The following is a 14885-nucleotide window of genomic DNA, read 5'->3' as shown; positions in this document are numbered from 1 at the left end:
GTTCCGCACCGAGCCGGACATGTACCTCCCCGGCCGATCGCGCGGCTGCCCGCCGTCGCCCCGCCCGCCGCCCCGTCCCTCACCGCGTGCTCACTGCGCCGCCTCCCACCGACGCGGCGCGCGCCCCGCCGGTTGGTGCAGCGGGGCGGCGGTGGGCAGTCGTGCGATCGGGCGGGTGACCGGGTTGTCCGGGGTGACGTCGATGGGGTGGCCGTGGTGCAGGATTCGTTGTGGCGGGCCGTCCAGCAGGCTGTAGGTGACGGCGTCCGCGGTGACTTCGATGCGGAGCCTGCTCTGCCGCAGTGAGAGGTTGACGGCCAGTCGTGTGATGCCCGCGGGCAGCCGGGGCTTGAAGCCGAGGGTGGTGCCTTCGTGCGGATCGTGGTGTTGGCGCATTCCGGCGAGTCCGGCGACCAGTGCGATCCAGGTTCCGGCCAGGGAGGCGATGTGCAATCCGTCGCGGGTGTTGTGCTCCAGGTCGTCCAGGTCCATGAGCGCGGCTTCGGCCAGGTAGTCGGCGGCCAGTTCCAGCTGTCCGACCTCGGCGGCCATCACCGCCTGGGTGCACGCCGACAGGGAGGAGTCCCGGACGGTGAGCGCTTCGTAGTACGCGAAGTTGCGGGCCTTCTGCTCGTCGGTGAAGGACTCGGATCGCAGGTGCATGGCCAGTACCAAGTCGGCCTGCTTGAGGACCTGCTTGCGGTAGAGGTCGAAGTAGGGGAAGTGCAGCAGGAGCGGATAGTGCTCCGCCGGGGTGCCGGCGAAGTCCCAGACCTCGTGTGAGGTGAAGCCCTCGGCCTGCTGGTGGACGTCGAGCGCGTCGTCGTAGGGGATGAACATGGCCGCGGCCGCGTCCCGCCAGGAGGCGGCTTCCTCGTCGTCGACGCCGGATTCCAGTGCCCGGTCAGAGTAGCGCTCGGCGACCGCGGCGGCGGAGAGCAGATTGTGCTGCGCCATCAGGTTCGTGTAGAGGTTGTTGTCCGCGATCGCGCTGTACTCGTCGGGCCCGGTGACCCCGTCGATGCGGAACCGGCCCCGGGCGTCGTGGTGGCCGAGCGACCGCCACAGTCTGGCCGTCTCGACGAGCAGTTCCAGCCCGACGCTCTTCTCGAAGTCGGTGTCGCCGGTGACCGCGATGTACCGGGTCACCGCGTCGGCGATGTCGGCGTTGACGTGGAACGCCGCGGTACTGGCCGGCCAGTACCCTGAGCATTCGGCGCCGGTGATGGTCCGCCACGGGAACGCGGCGCCCTTCAGGCCGAGCTGACCGGCGCGCTCCAACGCCTGCGGCAGGGTGTCACGGCGCCAGCGCAGCGCCTCGGCCGCGGCTTGCGGGACGGTGTATGTCAGGACCGGAAGAATGTAGGTCTCGGTGTCCCAGAAGGCGTGACCGTCGTAGCCGGTCCCGGTCAGGCCCTTGGCCGGGATGGCCCGGCCCTCGGCCCGGGCGCCGGCCTGCAGCACGTGGAACAGCGCGAACCGCACCGCCTGCTGGATCTCGGCGTCCCCCTCGACCTCGACGTCGGCCCGCGCCCAGAAGTCGTCCAGGTAGGTCCGCTGCTCGGCGACCAGGCCGTCCCAGCCGGTCTGCACCGCGCCGGCCAGCGCGGCCTCCACCTGGGCCCGCACCGCGGGCTCGGACCGTACCTGCGACCAGCCGTAGGCGACGTACTTGACCAGCCGCAGCCGCTCTCCGGGCTTCAGGACGGCCGTCACCGTGTACCGGGCCAGGTCCTCGAAGCTCTCCACGGTCTCGTCCAGTGCCTGCGGCGCCTCCACCTCATGACCCATCGCGGCGGCGACCCGCAGTCCGCTGGCGGCGGTCCGGTGCACCAGCACCGCCCCGGCCGGGCGGCTGCTGTACTCCTCCGACCGCAGCGGCGCCTCCAGCACCGCCGAGGCCCGGGGGTCGCCGTCGGCTTTCGGCGGGAGTTCTTCGTTGGCGACCAGTTCGGACTGGACCACCACCCGCAGTTCGGTGTCGACGGCCTCGACCTCGTAGCTGATCGCCGCGATCGCGCGCTGGACCAGCGACACCAGCCGGGTCGCGCGCACCTTCACGCGTTTGCCGACCGGGGACTCCCACTCGACCTGGCGCTCCAGCAGACCGGTGCGGAAGCCGAGCACGCGCTCGTGGTTCACGACGTGTCCGTAGCGCAGGTCGAACGGCGAGTCGTCGACCAGCAGGCGGATCACCTTGCCGTTGGTGACGTTGATGACGGTCTGGCCCGCTTCCGGGTCGCCGTACCCGGCCTCGGCGTAGGGCAGCGGGTGGGACTCGAAGACGCCGTTGAGATAGGAGCCGGGCAGGCCGTGCGGCTCGCCCTCGTCGAGGTTGCCCCGCCAGCCGATGTGGCCGTTGCCCAGCGCGAACACCGATTCGCTCTGGCCCAGGACGTCGGGATCGAACTTCGTCTCCCGCAGGCTCCACGGCTCCACCGCGTAGAAGTCGTGCCGGATCATTTCTGGTGCTCCTGGTTGGCATTGTCGGCATTGTCGGCCTGGCCAGACTGGTCGGCCTGGCCAGACTGGCCAGCCTGGTCCAGGAGATCGGCCAGGTCGGACACGACCGTGTCGGCGCCGTCCGCGCGAAGCGCCTCGGCCTGCCCGATCCGGTCCACGCCCACCACGAACCCGAAACCGCCGGCCCGCCCGGCCTGCACGCCGGCCAACGCGTCCTCGAACACCGCGGCCTGCCCGGGCTCCACACCCAGCTTCTTGGCCGCCGCGAGGTAGGTGTCCGGGGCGGGTTTGCCCGGCAGGCCCTCCTCGGCGACCGTCACCCCGTCGATGCGGACCTCGAACATGTCATCGATGCCCGCGGCCTTCAGCACGCTTTCGCAGTTGGCGCTGGAGGAGACCACCGCCCGGTGCAGCCCGGCCGCGCGCACGGCCTTGAGATAGCGGACCGAGCCCGCGTAGACGTGCACACCCTCGCTGTCGAGCAGCCGCAGGACGATGTCGTTCTTGGCGTTGCCGAGCCCGTTGACCGTCGCGGCGCCCGGCGGGTCGCCGGGGGAGCCCTCCGGCAGTTCGATGTGCCGCGAGGCCAGGAACGACCGGGTCCCGTCGGCCCTGGTCTTGCCGTCGACGTAGGTGTCGTAGTCGGCCACCGGGTCGAAGGGCACGAACGGTTCCGGACGGGAGCGCAGGTAGGCGTCGAACATCTCCTTCCACGCCGCGGCGTGCACCGTCGCCGTCTCGGTGAGGACCCCGTCGAGGTCGAACAGGCACGCCCGGATCTTCTCCGGCAGGCCGGTCTGGGGCGATGTCCCTGAGTTGTCCTTGTGCTTGTCCATGTGCTTGTCCATGTCCCCGTCTCGGGTTTCTATTCGCGGCCCCCCTGGGTCATTCAGGTGACGTCCCGGCCCGCCGGACCGCTCAGCCGGTGTCCGCCCGGACCGCGGCCACCACGGCCGCGGCGAACCGGTCCGGTGCTTCGATCGGCGAGAAATGGCCGACGCCGTCGAGCCGGCTCAGCCGCGCGGCGGCGAAGAACTGACCGATGCGGTCGGACCATTCGCTGGGAAACAGCGGATCGTGTTCCGGCCACAGCACCGTGGTCGGGACCGCGATCCGGTCCCGCGCGGCCGGCACCCGCTCCGCCAGCGAGGCGGCGACCGCTCCGGCTCCGGCCCGATACCAGTTGATCGACGCGGTGAACGCACCCGGTGCGGCGTAGACCGACACCAGGTGGTCCAGGTGCTCGGCGTCGGGTTCGTAACCCGGTCCGGACCAGTGCGACCAGAAGTGCCGCAGGTATGCGCGCACCGCTTCGGGCCGGCCGTCCACGAGCTGAGTGGACAGCTCCAGGTTGTGAAAGGCCTGATACCAGAACTCCCGCTGCGCCTCCGGGGCGAGGATCCGATCGCCGATCCCGGGCAGCGGCGGAGCGATGACCAGGGCGCGGACCAGGTCGGGACGGTTCCTGGCGAGCGCCTGGGCGATCCTGCTCCCGATGTCGTAGCCGGCGACCACCGCCGGTCCCGGCGCGACCTGTTCGATCAGAGCGGCGACGCTGCGGGCCTGGGCGGCGGCGTCGTACTGCCGGACCGGTTCGGCGTCGAGCTTGTCCGAGGCGCCGAAGCCCCGCAGATCGGGCACGATCACCTCGGCCGCCGGCGCGACCAGCGGGACGACCTCGCGGTAGTCGGTCCGGTCGCCCGGCCAGCCGTGCAGCAGCACGACGGTGGGCCGCGTCCCGTCGCCGGTCCGGTCGTAGGCCAGCCGGAATCCGTCGACCGCTGTTTCCTGGCGCATGACGGCCATTGTCCCGCGCGCCCACGCTCGCCGCACGACTGTCCGGAACCCGCCGTCGGGAACCCGCCGTCCGGAACCACCGTCCGGAAGTTCGAGCCCACCGGTCCCGCGCTTCAAACGGGTGAGCGTCCCGATTCGGATATCCGAGGACGGGCATCCTTCGATCACTGCCGGCACCGGCAGCGTCGATCGAAGGGGCAGTTGATGAGCGCCGTCGCGGGCGAGCCGACCGGAGCCGTCCAGCGCAGCCTGGTGCCCGCCCGCATGGACCGGCTGCCGTGGAGCAGGTTCCACTGGCTGGTGATCGTCGGGCTCGGGGTGTCCTGGGTCCTGGACGGCCTGGAGATCCAGATCGTGTCGCAGGCCGGCTATCAGAGCTCGCTCGGGCTGACCAACGGCGCGGTCGGCGCGGTCGGCTCGGTGTATCTGGCCGGCGAGGTGGCCGGCGCCCTGGTTTTCGGCCGGATCACCGACCGGCTGGGCCGGCGCAAGCTGTTCATGGTGACCCTCGGCGTCTACCTGGTCGCCAGCGGCCTGGCCGGGTTCTCCTGGGACCTGTGGTCGCTGCTGGTCCTGCGGTTCATCGCCGGCACCGGCATCGGCGGGGAGTACACCGCGATCAACTCCGCGATCGACGAACTCATCCCGTCGCACTACCGCGGACGCGTCGACATCGCCGTGAACGGCACGTACTGGGGCGGCGCCGCGATCGGCGCCGCCGCGAACCTGTATCTGCTCTCCGACCAGGTGCCGCAGAACCTCGGCTGGCGGATCGGCTTCCTGATCGGCCCGGCGATCGGCATCGCCATCATCTTCCTGCGACGCCACATCCCCGAGAGCCCGCGCTGGCTGATGACCCACGGCCGCCAGGCCGAGGCCGAACAGGTCGTGGACGACATCGAGGCCAGGGTGCGGGCCGACGGCGCGCGGCTGGAGCCGGTTCCGGACAGCAAGGCGATCGAGATCATCCCCGAGAAGAGCATCACCTACCGGCAGATGGCGAAGGTGTTCTTCGGACAGTACCCGCGCCGCTCGATCCTGGGCTTCTCGATGATGGTCACCCAGGCCTTCCTCTACAACGCGATCTTCTTCACCTACGCACTCGTCCTCCAGCACTTCTACGGCGTCTCGAAAGCGCACACCAGCTACTACTTCTTCCCGTTCGCGGTGGGCAACCTGGTCGGGCCGTTGCTGCTGGGGCACCTGTTCGACACCATCGGCCGGCGCAAGATGATCCTGCTGACCTACGGGTTCTCCGGTTTCCTGCTGCTGTTGTCAGCCTTCGCCTTCCACGCCGGGGTGCTGAACGCCACGACGCAGACCGCGTTCTGGTGCGTGACCTTCTTCTTCGCCTCGGCCGGCGCGTCGTCCGCCTACCTGACGGTGAGTGAGATCTTTCCGCTGGAGCTGCGCGCCCAGGCGATCTCCTTCTTCTTCGCGATCTCCCAAGGCGCCGGCGGAGTCGTCGCGCCGTCCCTGTTCGGCCACCTGATCGGCGGAGCGCACAACCCGCATCCGGACCGGACGCCCCTGTTCTGGGGCTACGTCATCGGCGCGGTCGTGATGATGATCGGCGGCGCGGTCGGCTGGTTCCTCGGCGTCAACGCCGAGCGTCAGGGCCTGGAGGACGTGGCGCCGCCGATGTCGGCCCGCGGCAAGGGCGGCGGCGCCCCGTCTCCGGCCGGCGCGTAGGAACGCCGAACCGGCGATAGGAGGGGGACGAGGGTATGCCGCAGATCCCGGAGCGCGTCGCGTCGCTGACCCGGTACCGCGACGACCCGGTGGCCGTGTGGACGATCCGGGCCACCGCCGCGGCGGTGCTGGCCTACGCCGTCGCCGAGGCGCTCAGCTCCCAGCCGGACCCGCTGACCGCCCCGCTGACGGCGCTGCTGGTGGTCCAGGTGACCTTGTACTCTACGCTCACCACCGGGATCCGGCGGGTGATCGCCGTGGTGGCCGGGGTGCTGATCGCGGTCGGCTTCAGCGCCGTGGTCGGCCTGTCCTGGTGGAGCCTGGGCCTGATCATCCTGGCCGCGCTCACCGTCGGCCAGTTCATCCGGGTCGGCGAGTTCGTCAACGAGGTCGCGATCAGCGCGATGCTGGTCCTGGGCGTGACCCAGCTGGCGTCCCAGGCCTGGGAGCGGGTGCTGGAGACGTTGATCGGCGCGGTTGTCGGCCTGCTGTTCAACAGCGTGCTCGCCCCGCCGGTCTGGGTGGACCCGGCCGCCGACTCGATCGTCGGGCTGGCCCGCCGTACCAGGGGTCTGCTTCTGGACATCGGCGAGGAGCTGGACCGGCCGGTCCCGGTCGAGCAGGCCGCGGACCGGCTGCACGAGGCCCGCCGCCTGGACCAGGCCGTCACGGCCGTGGACGCCGCGCTGCGCCAGGCCGAGGACAGCCTGCGCCTGAACCCGAGGATCAGCGACGGCCTGCTGGCGCGCCTGGTCCTGCGGACCGGACTGGACACCCTGGAGATCTGCGTGGTCGTGGTGCGGGTCCTGGCCCGCTCGCTGACCGACCTGGCCAAACGGCGTGCGGAGGGCGAGGCGCTGTTCCCGGCCGAGACGGCGCAGGCGCTCGCCGAGCTGCTGGCCGACGTCGGCGCGGCCATGGTCAGTTACGCGGTGCTGGTGACGACCCAGGTCAGCGGCAGCGCCGAGCAGGCCGAGGACCGGCTGGCGGCCGAGTTGTCGGCCGCGTGGGAGCGTCGGGAGCCGGTGGCCCAGATGCTCCTGAGCAGCGTCCAGCAGCACCCTTATGCCTGGCAGCTGTACGGCTCTCTGCTGGCCGAGATCGACCGGATGCTGGAGGAGATGGACCTGGAGCACCGGTCCCAGCGGTTGATGGCGGAACTGGACCGCGCCACGGCGGACCGCCATGAGCGGGTGGCGCGGTTCGCCGGGCTCAAGCGGCTCGTCCGGATGGGACGGCTGTCTGGTCGCGAGAGTTGAGCCGGGTGTTCGGCGGATCTGTGGTGGATCTGTGGCGGATCAGTGGCGGCTCGGTAGCAGATCGGCGGCGGATCGGATCAGCCCTCGTCAGGACCCGGATCCGGATCCTGCCAAGCCCCGCCGGCGTGACCGTGGCTGTGGTCGGCGTCCAGCCCGCCGGCGATCCCGTCGTCGCCCTGGCTGAGCCGGAGCAGCGCCCCGGCGACGCGGGTGGCGAGCATGCCGGAGACCGCCGACGGCGCCAGCAGCGGTCCGTTGTCGATGACGCCGGGCATCAGGGGGCCGGTCGCGGGCCGGAAGTCCGCGGGGACCACGGCGACCCGGCCCGCCCCCAGCCGCCGGCAGCGCTCGACGCCCTCGGCGACGTCGGGCTCGCCGCCGCGGAAGGCGACCTCCACCCACGGCAGGTGGTCCTGGGCCTTGACCAGGTGGGCGATCCGGAACAGCTCGGCGTCGTCGAACCGGTTGGCGGCGTTCGCGGTCAGCAGCACGGCCAGGTCTGTTCCGCCGTCCGGGCCCGCGGCGCCGGCCACCGCGACCCGGAGCCAGCCGGTCAGCTGGTTCGGATCGGCGAACGGCTCGGCCAGCATGACCCGGCCGCCGGCCGCCCCGCCGCTCAGCGACATCAGGGTGCGTGCGGTGTCGGCGACCAGTCCGGGATCGCGCCCCAGCGTCATCGGGACCACGCACACCGGTTGCTCGGAGCTGTCAAGGGCCTGACGTACCGCGTCTTCCAGGTGCTGCCGCGCCGACGCCGCGCGCACCAGCGGCCGGTACTCGACCAGCGGATCGACCGCCACGTCGGCGCCGCCCTCATGGCCGCCGACGATGACCACGGCGGCCCGTGCCGCCTCCGGCCCGGCCGCCGTCCGACCCGGACCGCCTCGTGGACGCTCTGCCGTGGGTCGCGGGGGGACCAGATTCATGCTTCCTCACAATCGCAAGCGGCATCGCTGCCCCTGATTGCCCGCTACGGATCATCCTAAACGCCGACTTGGCAACCTCACCTGACCAGGCATACAAACAGGTGAGTGGATCGCCGCCGGCTCGGCTCCGAGGGTGCGGGCGGCGCGGCGACTGCGGAGAATCTTTTCCGGTGCTTAGGCGGGAGAAATATGGCAGTCGGAGCGACGAAGCAGCGCGGTGCGGATTTCCTGGTGGTCGCCAACCGGCTGCCCGTCGACCTGGAACTGCTCGACGACGGGACCGAACGGTGGCGTCCCAGCCCCGGCGGTCTGGTCAGCGCGCTGGAGCCGTTCCTGCGCGGCCGGGACGGCGCCTGGGTCGGCTGGTCCGGCCGGGCCGATCTGGACCTGCAGCCGTTCGATGACGACGGCCTGCTGATGCACCCGGTCAGGTTGTCCTCCGACGAGGTCCGGGACTATTACGAGGGCTTTTCCAACGGCACCCTGTGGCCGCTCTACCACGACGTCATCGTCCCGCCGGTCTACGAGCGGTCCTGGTGGGACAGCTATGTCGTGGTCAACCAGCGGTTCGCCGACGCCGCGGCGGCGGTGGCGGCCCCGGGGGCCACCGTGTGGGTGCAGGACTACCAGCTCCAACTGGTCCCGGCCATGCTCCGTGAGCAGCGTCCGGACCTGCACATCGGCTTCTTCCTGCACATCCCGTTTCCGCCGGTCGAGCTGTTCATGCAGCTGCCCTGGCGGGCCGAGGTGGTGCGCGGGCTGCTGGGGGCCGACGTCGTCGGGTTCCAGATGCCCGGGGGAGCCCAGAACTTCCTGTGGCTGGCCCGGCGGCTGCTCGATCTGGAACCGACCAAGGCGGCCGTCCGGGTCCGCAGCCGCCCCGGGTCGGTGTCGTTCGACGGCCGCCAGGTACGGGTCGGAGCCTTCCCCATCTCCATCGACGCCGCGGCGTTCGATGAGCTGTCACGGCAGGCCCGGACCACCAAGCGCGCCAGCCAGATGCGCTCGGATATGGGAGATCCCCGCCGCCTTCTGCTGGGCGTGGACCGGCTGGACTACACCAAGGGCATCGACGTGCGGCTGCGTGCCCTGCGCGAGCTGCTGGTGGAGGGGCGGGTGGATCCGGAGGACGTGGCCATGGTCCAGCTGGCCACCCCGAGCCGCGAGCGCGTCGGCCAGTACCAGGCGATGCGACGCAGCATCGAGCAGCAGGTCGGGGGGCTCAACGGCGAGTTCGGCCGGGTCGGCCGCCCGATCGTGCACTACCTGCACCAGCAGATGGACCGGGACGAGCTGGTCGCGCTGTACAGCGCGGCCGACGTCATGGTGGTCACGCCGCTGCGGGACGGGATGAACCTGGTGTGCAAGGAGTACATCGCCACCCGGCACGGACTGGACGGGGTGCTGGTGCTCTCCGAGTTCGCCGGAGCGGCGGCCGAGCTGAGCGATTACTCCCTGCTCGTCAACCCGCATGACCTGGACGGCGTCAAGAAGGCGCTGGTGCGGGCGCTGACCATGGACCCGATGGAGGAGCGCGCGAGAATGCGGACCCTGCACCGACAGGTGATGACCCATGACGTGGGCCGCTGGGCGCGGTCGTTCCTCGACTTCCTGGATCCCGCCACGGCCACGACCACGACCACTGGGATGGAGGCGGTGCACTAGTGAGTGCCGAGACGCTGCCGGAGGGCCTGCGGCGGGCCGTCGCCCGCCTGGCCCGGACGCCCCGGCTGCTCGTGGTCTGCGACTACGACGGGACGCTCTCGCCCATCGTCGCCGATCCCACGCAGGCGGTGCCGCGACCGGAGTCGATGCGGGCCCTGCGATCGCTGGCCGACCTGCCCGACACGACCACCGGTCTGATCTCCGGCCGAGCCCTGCGCGATCTGGCCGCGCTGTCCGGGCTCCAGGCCGGGGAGAATCTGCATCTGATCGGCAGCCACGGCGCGGAGCTCGATGCCGGATTCGCCCAGGCCCTGGACGATGACGCGCAGGAGCTGCGCCGCCGACTGGAAGCCGGCCTCGCGCAGCTGGTCGGCCGCACACCGGGCGTCCTGCTGGAAACGAAGCCGGCGAGCATCGCGGTGCACGTGCGCCGGGCCGATCCGGCGGTCGGCGAGTCCGTCCTGGACGCGGTCCGCTCGGGCCCGGCGCGGTGGAAGGGGGTGCATGTCACCGAGGGCAAGGCCGTCATCGAGCTGGCGGTCGTCGAGACCGACAAGGGTGCGGCCCTGGACATGCTGCGCCATCAAGCCGACGCCACCGCCGCGCTGTTCCTCGGTGACGACCTCACCGACGAGAAGGCGTTCGCGCGCCTGGCCGGTCCGGACCTGGGCGTGAAGGTCGGTCCCGGCGAGAGCCTGGCCGCGTTCTCCGTGCCCGACACCGGGGACGTCGCGGTGCTGCTGGACTACCTGCTGGCGGAGCGAGGTGCCTGGCTGCCGGGGGAGACTCGCCGATCGGGTGACTGACCGTGCGCGGAGCCGGTCAGGCCGATGCGCCGCTGCCGGTACCGGTGTCTTCACCGGTGCCGGTCTCGGCGCTGGTGCCGGTCTCGGCGGCCAGCGAGCGCAGGACCGGTCCGTAGTCGGGATCGGCCAGGGCGCGCGCGAACTGCGCCACCAGGTAGTCCTCAGGATTGCCGGTGTCGTACCAACGCCCTGCGATGACCTGCCCGTACACGGCATGGGTATCGGCGTAGGCGTTGATCGCCTCGGTGAGATACACCTCGCCGGTGCGCCGCTGCTCCCAGCGGGCGGTGGCCTCGCGCAGCTCCTCCACGACCCCGGGGGTGACGACGTAGCCGCCGATCGCGGCGAAGTCGCTGGGCGCGTCCACGGGCTTGGGCTTCTCCAGCAGACCCGAGATCCGCAGCAAGCCGCCGCCCAGGTCCTCGTGCACGAGCGGGACGCCGTACCGCTCCGACTCCGCGCGGTCCATCGGCATCAACGCCAGCACCGGACAGGCGGTCGCCTCGTAGGCGGCGATGAGCTGCTGGGCGCGCGGGACTTCGGCCACGAACACGTCGTCGGGCCACAGCACCAGCATCGGCTCGGCGTCGCCCAGACCGCGCGCCGCGTTCAGCACCGGGGTGCCGTTGCCGTAGGGGCCGTGCTGGTCCTGGTAGGTGATGTGGCCGGCGCGCGCCAGTTCGGCGACGTCCTCGACGGCCTGGGCGTAGGCGTCCTTGCCCGCGGCCCGCAGCTGCTCGACGAGCGCCGGGTTCGGCCGGAAGTGGTCCTGGATCAGCGACTTGCCGCCGGACACCACGATGGTGATGTCGGTGATCCCGGAGGCCACCAGCTCGCGCACCGTGTGCTCGATGACCGGCCGGTCGCCGACCGGCAGCATCTCCTTGGGGATCGCCTTGGTCAACGGCAGCATCCGGGAACCGATCCCGGCGGCCGGGATCACCGCCCTGCGGATCGTCACAGCCACGACGGGGCCTCCGGGTCGGGTCGGAACCGCCGGTCGGCCCGGCAGGACACGACGGAGGTTACCAACGCCCGCTCGCCGGCGCACTGTGCGACACGCGTGATAGCTGCCACGCGGTCGATGTGGTTTAAGTTCATTCTCAACGCCCATACGCCCGCACGACAGAAGCCCGTACGCCCGCACGACAGGAGTGGAGCCACCCCGTGGACGCTGACGTCATCATCGTCGGAGCCGGCCTGGCCGGGCTCACCGCCGCGCACGAGCTGACCTCGCGGGGTCGGAAGGTGGCGCTGGTCGAGCAGGAGAACGCCGCGGACCTGGGCGGCCAGGCCTGGTGGTCGTTCGGCGGGCTGTTCCTTGTGGACTCCCCGGAGCAGCGGCGGCTGCGGGTGAAGGACTCCCTCGATCTGGCCTGGAACGACTGGCTCGGCAGCGCGCAGTTCGACCGCCGGGACGACGAGGATTCCTGGGGCTACCGCTGGGCCCGCGCCTACGTCGAGTTCGCGGCGGGGGAGAAGCGGTCCTGGCTCGCCGGCCACGGCCTGAAGTTCCTCCCGACCGTCGGCTGGGCCGAGCGCGGCGATCTGCGTGCCGACGGGCACGGCAATTCCGTGCCGAGGTTCCATGTCACGTGGGGCACCGGGACCGGCGTCGTCGGGCCCTTCGTCCGGTTGGCGAAGCAGGCCGCGGCCTCCGGGCTGCTGACGTTCCACCACCGGCACCGGGTCGATGAACTGGTGGTCGCCGACGGTACGGTCACCGGGGTCCGCGGCACCGTGCTGGCCGATGACGACGCGGCGCGCGGCGTCCCTTCAAGCCGCGAGGCGATCGGCGAGTTCGAGCTGTCGGCGCAGGCGGTGATCGTCACCAGCGGCGGGATCGGCGCGAACCACGAGGTGGTGCGGAAGTTCTGGCCCGAGCGCCTCGGCAAGGCCCCGGGCTTCATGGTGACCGGCGTCCCGGCCTACGTGGACGGCCGGATGCTGGACATCAGCGAGCGGGCCGGGGCGCGGCTGGTCAACCGGGACCGGATGTGGCACTACACCGAGGGCCTGCGGAACTGGGACCCGGTGTGGCCCGGGCACGGAATCAGGATCCTGCCGGGACCGTCGTCAATGTGGTTCGACGCTCTCGGCCGCCGACTGCCCGCGCCGTATCTGCCCGGCTACGACACCCTCGGGACGCTGCGCCACCTGCGCACCGATCCGGACATCGCAGGGTATGACCACTCGTGGTTCGTGCTCACCCGGCAGATCGTGGAGAAGGAGTTCGCGCTGTCCGGTTCGGAGCAGAACCCTGACATCACGGCGAACGACCGCAAGGCGTTCCTGCGCGAGCGGCTCGTGGGCAAGGGCGCCCCGGCGCCGGTCGAGGCGTTCCTCGAGAAGGGCGCCGACTTCGCGGTGGCGAAGAGCCTGGAAGAGCTGGTCGCGAAGATGAACACGATGACCGGCGAGGCGTTGCTGGACGCCGCGGCGATGCGCCGCCAGATCCAGGCCCGCGACTCGCAGATCGCCAACCCCTACAGCAAGGACGCCCAGGTCCAGGGCATCCGCAACTCCCGCCGCTACATCGGCGACCGCCTGGGCCGCACCGCCGGCCCGCACCGGATCCTGGACCCGGCGGCCGGTCCGCTCATCGGCGTCAAACTCAACATCCTGACCCGCAAGACCCTCGGCGGCATCCAGACCGACCTGGACTCCCGCGTCCTGGCCGCGGACGGCTCGCCCATCCCGGGCCTGTACGCGGCCGGCGAGGTCGCCGGCTTCGGAGGCGGCGGCATGCACGGTTACAACTCGCTGGAGGGGACCTTCCTGGGCGGCTGCCTGTTCTCCGGCCGGAAGGCCGGGCAGGCCGCGGCGGAGTCCAGCGCGGGCTGATTGCGGGCTGACGGCCCAAGCCCGCACGAGGGCTCCACCAACGCAGGAGGTGTCATGCCCGAAGGCGATTCGGTGTTCCGGGCCGCCGCGCAGCTGCACGAAGCGCTGTCGGGTGACGTCCTCGTCGTCGCCGACCTGCGGGTCCCGGCGCTGGCGACGTCGGATCTGACCGGGCGCCGGGTGCTGGAGACCGTCGCCCGGGGCAAGCACCTGCTGACCAGATTCGAGGGCGGGCTGACGCTCCACACGCACCTGCGCATGGACGGACGCTGGGCCCTCTACCGGACCGGCGAGCGATGGAGCGGCGGCCCGGGATGGCAGATCCGGGTCGTGCTGGGCACCGCCACCAGCACCGCCGTCGGCTACCGGCTGCCCGTCGTCGAACTGCTCCCCACCGCCGACGAGCCGAGCGCCGTCGGCCACCTCGGCCCGGACCTGTTGGGCCCGGACTGGGACCCGCAGGAGGCCTTGCGCCGGCTGTCGGCCGATCCGTCGCGACCGCTCGGCCTGGCCCTGCTGGACCAGCGGAACCTGGCCGGGGTGGGCAACGTCTACGCGAACGAGCTCAGCTTCCTGGCCCGGGTCCCGCCCTGGCGGCCCGTGGGGGAGGTGCCCGATCTGGAGAAGGTGCTGGACACGGCGCACCGGTTGCTGACGCTCAACCGGCTGCGCAGCGGCCACGTCACGACCGGGGACCCCCGGGCCGACCGGCGGAACTGGGTCTACGGCCGGGCCCGGCAGCCGTGCCGGCGGTGCGGGACGCGGATTCTGACGTCGAGTCTGGGGACCCCGCCTCACGATCGGGTCGTGTACTGGTGTCCCAGCTGCCAGCCGGAGCGATAGTGCCGTATCAGGCTACGTTTGCCCTGGTGATGACTTGGCCTGGGTGGAGGTTGTCGGTGCGGTGGTTTCGCTGGATTGCTGGCCGGGTTGCGGTTGGTCTGTGGTTTTCAAGGCTTTTTACGGCCTTCGGTCATAGTTGTGCCGGTTCGGGGTTCGGGTCGGCGGGTGTGTTTGTCGGCTGCCGGTTCCCGCGTTCACAATCCCGCCCCGCCTCAGGCCTCTTCAACTCCAGCAAGTCAGAGCAAGGGCAAAGGGCCAGATCAAGAGCAAGATCAACAGCCACAGTCAAGGTCAAGGTCAAACCCATGGTGAAGAGCCGGGCCTCCGGCGGGCCTCGGCAACCTCAGGGAAACTAGCGCGGTTCCCTCGGGTGGTCGGGTCAGGTCTCAGCGGCTGTGGTTTGTGGGGTGGTGCGGTCCGTTCCCCACGGTCGCGTCGTCAGCCCGATGGGTACAGCACCGGTGTCCGGGGGTAAAGTCCGCGCGCTTGCGGTCATGCGTGTGAGCTGCGGTTTTTGATAGCGCGAACTTGACCCCCGGCCACCGGCACTGTAGGCGAAGCCCTGCCGACGCGACCGAGGGGAACGAACC

Annotated in this window: 9 protein-coding genes and 2 pseudogenes; 6 read left to right on the top strand and 5 right to left on the bottom strand. The window is 71.0% G+C overall.

All coding sequences use genetic code 11. The features are described from left to right. Nucleotides 1–90: 90 nt before the first annotated feature. From KGQ19_RS41990 to KGQ19_RS41980, 3 genes are all read right to left on the bottom strand, one after another. Nucleotides 91–2463, bottom strand: coding sequence for a glycoside hydrolase family 65 protein (locus KGQ19_RS41990; RefSeq protein ID WP_212019997.1), 2373 nt, complete (start codon nt 2461–2463; stop codon nt 91–93). Continuing rightward, nucleotides 2460–3299, bottom strand: coding sequence for an HAD family hydrolase (locus tag KGQ19_RS41985; protein ID WP_212019996.1), 840 nt, complete (start codon nt 3297–3299; stop codon nt 2460–2462). Before KGQ19_RS41985 ends, KGQ19_RS41990 begins: the two co-directional genes overlap by 4 nt. A gap of 82 nt (nt 3300–3381) precedes the next feature. Beyond that, a complete protein-coding gene (locus KGQ19_RS41980; protein ID WP_212019994.1) occupies nt 3382–4260 on the bottom strand; it encodes an alpha/beta fold hydrolase in 879 nt (292 codons plus the stop codon). Between the two features lie 204 nt (nt 4261–4464). On the opposite strand from KGQ19_RS41980, the gene KGQ19_RS41975 reads away from it, so the two are divergent. Together KGQ19_RS41975 and KGQ19_RS41970 are read left to right on the top strand one after the other, a co-directional pair. Then, a complete protein-coding gene (locus KGQ19_RS41975) occupies nt 4465–5952 on the top strand; it encodes an MFS transporter (protein ID WP_212019992.1) in 1488 nt (495 codons plus the stop codon). Nucleotides 5953–5987: 35 nt separating this feature from the next. Next, entirely contained in the window at nt 5988–7211 is a 1224-nt protein-coding gene (locus tag KGQ19_RS41970; RefSeq protein ID WP_212019990.1) for an FUSC family protein, read from the top strand. 77 nt (nt 7212–7288) lie between these two features. Here KGQ19_RS41970 and KGQ19_RS41965 read toward each other — a convergent pair whose 3' ends face one another. Beyond that, nucleotides 7289–8137: a sirohydrochlorin chelatase gene (locus KGQ19_RS41965; RefSeq protein ID WP_230420275.1), complete on the bottom strand. Its 849-nt coding sequence runs from the start codon at nt 8135–8137 to the stop codon at nt 7289–7291. Nucleotides 8138–8326: 189 nt separating this feature from the next. On the opposite strand from KGQ19_RS41965, the gene KGQ19_RS41960 reads away from it, so the two are divergent. Both KGQ19_RS41960 and otsB read left to right on the top strand, forming a co-directional pair. Beyond that, nucleotides 8327–9802 carry an alpha,alpha-trehalose-phosphate synthase (UDP-forming) gene (locus KGQ19_RS41960; RefSeq protein WP_212019988.1) on the top strand — a complete coding sequence of 492 codons (1476 nt, stop codon included), beginning with the start codon at nt 8327–8329 and terminating at the stop codon, nt 9800–9802. Further along, a pseudogene (gene otsB, locus KGQ19_RS41955) lies at nt 9802–10587 on the top strand (trehalose-phosphatase); the annotation flags it as partial. The gene KGQ19_RS41960 and the pseudogene otsB, both read left to right, overlap by 1 nt. A 37-nt stretch (nt 10588–10624) precedes the next feature. On the opposite strand, the gene KGQ19_RS41950 reads toward otsB, so the two are convergent. Further along, a complete protein-coding gene (locus KGQ19_RS41950; RefSeq protein ID WP_307856676.1) occupies nt 10625–11575 on the bottom strand; it encodes a UTP--glucose-1-phosphate uridylyltransferase in 951 nt (316 codons plus the stop codon). Between the two features lie 191 nt (nt 11576–11766). Between KGQ19_RS41950 and KGQ19_RS41945 the strand changes: the two are divergent. Next, a pseudogene (locus KGQ19_RS41945) lies at nt 11767–13452 on the top strand (FAD-binding dehydrogenase); the annotation flags it as partial. A gap of 54 nt (nt 13453–13506) precedes the next feature. Then, nucleotides 13507–14295, top strand: coding sequence for a DNA-formamidopyrimidine glycosylase family protein (locus KGQ19_RS41940; protein ID WP_212019982.1), 789 nt, complete (start codon nt 13507–13509; stop codon nt 14293–14295). Nucleotides 14296–14885: the final 590 nt, after the last annotated feature.

The sequence above is a fragment of the Catenulispora pinistramenti genome, assembly GCF_018274385.1.
In the GTDB taxonomy this organism is placed as follows: Bacteria; Actinomycetota; Actinomycetes; order Streptomycetales; family Catenulisporaceae; genus Catenulispora; species Catenulispora pinistramenti.
Note: the sequence above shows the minus strand (reverse complement) of the source record. Positions and strands in the feature narration are given on the sequence as shown.